Below are 5367 nucleotides of genomic sequence, written 5' to 3'. Positions count from 1 at the left end.
TCCCGCTTGAGGTCGCCCGGCTCGTCCGCTCGATCAAGGATCTGGCCGCTGTGGTGCGCGCGCCGAGGTCACGTTCGACCCGACGAATGACAAATCCCCACGGTCGACAAGCAACCGTGGGGAAATGATACGTGTCCGAGGGGGGACTTGAACCCCCACGCCCGATAAAGGGCACTAGCACCTCAAGCTAGCGCGTCTGCCATTCCGCCACCCGGACCAGGTGTCTACCGGTCGGCCCGCGGCCGTTCCGACGTGGAAAACCATAGCAAACATCGGGACGTGCTCGATCACAGCCGGTCGCGCCCATGGCGGCCGCGCGGTGTGACGGGGGCATGACGGCGGTATTGCAGCCTTGGGCTGGGCGGGCGAGCGGAGGAGGATGGGCGGGTGACCCCTGCCGCGGGGGTCCGTACCTGGGCTTCCCGCGGCAGCGCAACGACGAGGAGGCATCGTGAGTGAGTCGCTTTCGGGCGCGACGACGACCGGAACGGTCAGGGGCGAGGACGAGGTGGTCAACCTCTGCCGTGACCTGATCCGGATCGACACCAGTAACTATGGCGACCACTCCGGCCCCGGTGAGCGCGCGGCCGCCGAGTACGTGGCCGAGAAGCTTGCCGAGGTGGGGCTCGAACCGAAGATCTTCGAGTCGCACAAGGGCAGGGCGTCGACCGTGGCGCGGATCGAGGGGGAGGATCCGTCCCGTCCGGCGCTGCTGATCCACGGCCACACCGACGTCGTACCGGCCAACGCTGAGGACTGGACCCACCACCCCTTCTCCGGCGAGATCGCAGACGACTGCGTCTGGGGCCGGGGCGCGGTGGACATGAAGGACATGGACGCGATGACGCTCGCGGTGGTCCGGGACCGGCTGCGCAGCGGCCGCAAGCCCCCGCGCGACATCGTGCTGGCCTTTCTCGCCGATGAGGAGGCGGGCGGGGTCTACGGAGCCAGGCACCTGGTCAACAACCACCCCGACCTCTTCGAGGGCGTGACGGAGGCGATCGGCGAGGTCGGCGGCTTCTCCTTCACCGTCAACGAGGATCTGCGGCTCTATCTGATCGAGACCGCGCAGAAGGGCATGCACTGGATGCGGCTCACGGTGGACGGCACCGCGGGGCACGGCTCGATGACCAACAACGACAACGCCATCACGGAGCTGACGGAGGCGGTCGGGCGGCTCGGGCGGCACAAGTTCCCGGTGCGGGTCACCAAGACCGTACGGTCCTTCCTGGACGAGCTGTCCGATGCGCTCGGCACCCCGCTCGACCCGGAGAACATGGACGAGACGCTGGCCAAGCTGGGCGGCATCGCGAAGATCATCGGGGCCACGCTCCAGAACACCGCCGCCCCGACCATGCTCAGCGCCGGCTACAAGGTCAACGTCATTCCGGGGCAGGCCACGGCGCATGTGGACGGGCGCTTCCTGCCGGGGTTCGAGGAGGAGTTCCTGACCGACCTCGACCGCATCCTCGGCCCGCGGGTCAAGCGGGAGGACGTGCACGCGGACAAGGCGCTGGAGACCAACTTCGACGGGGCGCTGGTCGAGGCCATGCAGTCGGCGCTGAAGGCCGAGGACCCGATCGCCCGCGCCGTGCCGTACTGCCTCTCGGGCGGTACGGACGCGAAGTCCTTCGACGACCTCGGCATCCGCTGCTTCGGATTCGCGCCGCTGCGGCTGCCCCCCGAGCTGGACTTCGCCGGGATGTTCCACGGGGTCGACGAGCGGGTGCCGGTGGACGGGCTGAAGTTCGGCGTGCGGGTGCTGGACCGGTTCCTGGACGCCTGCTGAGGGCTGCACGAACGGCCTAATCGATCACACATACCGAAGGAACCAAAAAGGGTGAATGGTGTCGTAGCTTGATAGCTTGATTGCTCCCTCCTCGTTACATGGTGTGTGCGGCTCGTAACCGGGCCGCGGTGCCGACAAGGGGTGGTGCTGTACCCCGCCTTCGGCAACTACCGCATCGATCACGTGACATCGGGTCACGGTCCACCGGAGTGTGAGCCCCGGGCGGTCTCGGAGTGTGCGTGCTCCGGGACGTCCGGGGATGGGGGTGCGGGCGAGATCGCCCGCGCGCACTCCGGCCGGGACGGAAGGCTAGGGGAGCAGAAAGTTATGCGACAGGTTGCGAAAAAGGGCCTGATCACCGTAGCCGCGGCGAGCGGCGTTCTCGCCGTGACCGGCGGCTACGCCCAGGCGGCGGGTCCGGGGGCCGATGGTGGCGCCGCGCACTCGCCGGGCATCGTCTCGGGCAACAACATCCAGGCCCCGGTGCATGTGCCGGTGAATCTGTGCGGCAACACGGTGAGCGTCATCGGCGTCTTCAACGGCGCCGGTGGGGGGCGGTGCGGCGGCGGTTCGGACGGCTCGTCCGGCGGTGGCGGTACCCAGGCCGGCGGTCCGCAGGCGCAGGGCAGCGCCAGTGACTCGTCGGGGATCGGCTCCGGCAACAACATCCAGGCCCCGATCGGCGTCCCGGTCAATGTGTGCGGGAACAACATCAGCGCGGTCGGGTTCGGGAACAGCGGCGACGACGCCGGCTGCACCGAGACGGTCCCGGCGGTGCCGGAGAACCCGGGGAATCCGGGCAACCCGGGGAATCCGGGTAACCCTGGGAACCCGGGCAATCCTGGGAACCCCGGCAACCCGGGTGACCCTGGGAACCCCGGCAACCCTGGGAATCCGGGCAACCCCGGCAACCCCGGCCACCCGGGCAACCCCGGAAACCCGGGTCAGCCCGGCAACCCTGGCCACCCCGGGCAGCCCGGTCAGCCGGGGAACCCCGGCAATCCTGGCAACCCCGCCAACCCCGGGGGCTCGAACCCCGGTGGCGGTGACTCGGACGACCCCGCCGAGCAGGCGGGAAACCACGGCCCCGCCCCGTCCGCGAACCTCGGCGGCAAGGAGCAGCTCGCGCACACCGGTGCCGGCCCCGTCGAACTGGCCATTCCGGCCGCCGCGGGCCTGCTGCTGGCGGGCACGGTGCTCTACCGCCGGGCCCGCGCCGCGCAGCGCTGAGCACGCATCGCGCTGCTGGGTGCGTCGGGTACGACAGGTGCTGACCGTGCCGTGCGGTGGTCGTAACGCATCACCCGCCGTGCACCGCACACCGCGCACCGCACCTCGCACGCCACGCATCACACACCGGCGGATCTCCTACGCCGGGTGACCGTGGCGTCACTCACGGCGGGCCCCGCGTCAGGCGGGGCCCGCTCCGTCTTGTCCCGGCCCGCTACCAGGTGGCCCGGAGCTGGCGGATGATCCGGCGCCGCAATCGCACTCTGCGGCTGCCGTCGGGGTTGAGTCTCAGGCGATCCAACTCCCAGTGTCCGTACTCGGCATGGTCGGTGAGCAGGCGGGTAGTGGCCTTGCGGGAAACCCCGCGCGGCACATACACATCACAGAATTCGTATTCCGGCATCGCATCTATTGTGCGGGAACTGCCCTGCTACGGATAGCGTCTGCACTATGTCTGATGCTGCGCAGCCATCCGCTGCCGAGGTACGCGCCGCTGCCGAAGCGGTGAAAGCCGCACTGGATCGTCACCTCGACGCTGTCGAACGCCGGTCGGGGGAAGGCGATCCGGCCGTCTACGCCGCGTTCAACGAACTGGCCGCGGCAGCCGAGGTCTACGACGAGCTGCTCTATGACGCCTACGACGAGGTGACGCCCTTCGAGATCCCTGGTGACGACCGCCTCCCCGCCTACGCCGGACCGGAGGAGCCGAGCGCGCTGAGCGTGCTGATCCGCAGGGACTACGTCGTCGTCGAACCGCAGCGGCTGCTCTCGCAGGCGCAGCGGATCGCTGACCTGGATCCGGACATCGACACCGGGAACGACCGGCAGGGTGGCGGCGCGGCCGCCGGGGAGAGTGTGCACACCGCCTTGGGCGTGGTCTTCGGCGAGTTCGAGGCCGATGAGATCGCCTCTCGCCACAAGGAGTTCGGCCTGGAGGAGGGCGACTCCACGCTCTGGGTGGTGGCGGCAGAGGAGCCCCCGGAGCCGGGGGAGTGGCTCTCGGCCCCGTTCGACCAGGCGGATCCGCATATGGTCGTCTGCCGCTTCGACATGAGCTCGGTCTTCGACGAGGAGCTTGAGGACGAGCTCGAGGACGAGGACGAGCTGGAGGCGCTGGAGCCGGGTAGCTGAGCACCGCCGCTCCGGACCGATCACCCGGCCCCGGATCGCCCCGCCGCAAGGTGGGGCGATCCGGGGCCCTGGTGTTTCCGGTGGCCTGCCGCGGCCGGGACCGGGCCGCCGGTCCCGGTCCCGGACCGGGCCGCCGGTCAGCCCGTGGGCCCGGCCGGGACCTGGGCCTGGAGCAGGGCGCGCAGCCGTGTGGTGCGCTCCTTGAAGGGGATCTCCGCCACCGCCCGCGGCAGCGCCGCCTCCGCGCCGTGGACCACCGACAGATGGCGCCCACCGCGGCTGAAGGCCGTGTAGATCCAGGCGCGGGTCAGCCCCGCCGTGGCGTCGCCCGGCAGCACCACCACGGCCGCGGGCCAGCGCGCTCCGGCCGCCTGGTGCGCGGTGAGGGCCCAGCCGTGCCGCACCAGCTCGCCGACCTCCGTACGTGGCACCACGACGGGGGCGCCCGCGCAGTCCAGACGCAGCCCCTCGGCGTCCGCCGAGACCACGGTGCCCGGCACCGTACGGCCCGGGGCCGGGGTGTACGCCACGCGGTCGCCCGGGTCGAACCCGCCGAACCGGCCGGGGCCGGGGTTGAGCCGGGCCTTCAGCGCGGCGTTGAGCGCGCGGGTGCCGGCCGCGCCACCGTGGCCCGGGGTGATCACCTGGGTCTGCTCCGCCGGGATGCCGATCGCACGGGGCACCGAGTCGGCCACGAGCTGCACGGTGCGGTGCACCGCCTCGCCCGCGTCCCGCACGGGCACGATCACGACCTCCTTGCCGGGCGCCTCCACCTGGTTGAGCTCGCCGATCCCGATCCCCGAGACCAGCTCGCCGATCGGGCCCGGATCGGGGGTGCGGGAGACGACCTGCGGACAGCGACGGGCCGCCACCAGATCCGCGAAGACCCGGCCGGGACCGGCGGACCACAGCACCCCGGGATCCCCGCTCAGCACCAGACGGGCGCCGTCCGGCAGCGACTCGACGAGCATCGCGGCCGTCTCCACATCGAGCTGCGGGGCGTCCAGTACGGCGAGCAGATCGAGCGCGAGCGCGCCCTCCTCGTCGCGTCCGGGGCCCTCGGCGTCGGCCAGCAGCCCGGCGACGGTGACGGCGGCGGAGGCCGCCTCCGCGTCCGCAGAGGCGGCTTCCGGGTTGGCGCCCGGGGCCGGAGAAGCCGCTTCCGGGTCGGCGCCCGGGGCCTCGCTCAGCGCGGCGGCCAGCCGCCGCCTGCCGTC

General features: G+C 71.4%; 4 protein-coding genes, 1 tRNA gene and 1 pseudogene. 3 read left to right on the top strand and 3 right to left on the bottom strand.

Annotated elements, in window-relative coordinates:
* Positions 1-132: 132 nt before the first annotated feature.
* Positions 133-217 (bottom strand) — tRNA-Leu (locus KN815_RS44450).
* Between the two features lie 234 nt (positions 218-451).
* On the opposite strand from KN815_RS44450, the gene KN815_RS44445 reads away from it, so the two are divergent.
* Together KN815_RS44445 and KN815_RS44440 are read left to right on the top strand one after the other, a co-directional pair.
* On the top strand, positions 452-1789 hold the full coding sequence (locus KN815_RS44445; RefSeq protein WP_216347464.1) for a M20/M25/M40 family metallo-hydrolase: 1338 nt from the start codon (positions 452-454) through the stop codon (positions 1787-1789).
* A gap of 327 nt (positions 1790-2116) precedes the next feature.
* The gene (locus KN815_RS44440) at positions 2117-3019 is read left to right on the top strand and encodes a chaplin (RefSeq protein ID WP_216347453.1); all 903 of its coding nucleotides are present in this window, start codon (positions 2117-2119) and stop codon (positions 3017-3019) included.
* A gap of 214 nt (positions 3020-3233) precedes the next feature.
* On the opposite strand, the gene KN815_RS44435 is transcribed toward KN815_RS44440, so the two are convergent.
* A complete protein-coding gene (locus KN815_RS44435) occupies positions 3234-3422 on the bottom strand; it encodes a DUF5703 family protein (RefSeq protein WP_014059547.1) in 189 nt (62 codons plus the stop codon).
* A 47-nt stretch (positions 3423-3469) separates the two neighbouring features.
* Here KN815_RS44435 and KN815_RS44430 point away from each other — a divergent pair, with 47 nt between their 5' ends.
* The gene (locus KN815_RS44430) at positions 3470-4150 is read left to right on the top strand and encodes a hypothetical protein (protein ID WP_216347451.1); all 681 of its coding nucleotides are present in this window, start codon (positions 3470-3472) and stop codon (positions 4148-4150) included.
* A gap of 137 nt (positions 4151-4287) precedes the next feature.
* On the opposite strand, the pseudogene KN815_RS44425 reads toward KN815_RS44430, so the two are convergent.
* Positions 4288-5367: pseudogene (locus tag KN815_RS44425) on the bottom strand (hypothetical protein); the annotation flags it as partial.

The sequence above is a fragment of the Streptomyces niphimycinicus genome (assembly GCF_018883605.1).
GTDB classification, from domain to species: Bacteria; Actinomycetota; Actinomycetes; order Streptomycetales; family Streptomycetaceae; genus Streptomyces; species Streptomyces niphimycinicus.
This window is presented reverse-complemented; position numbering and strand designations above follow the sequence as displayed.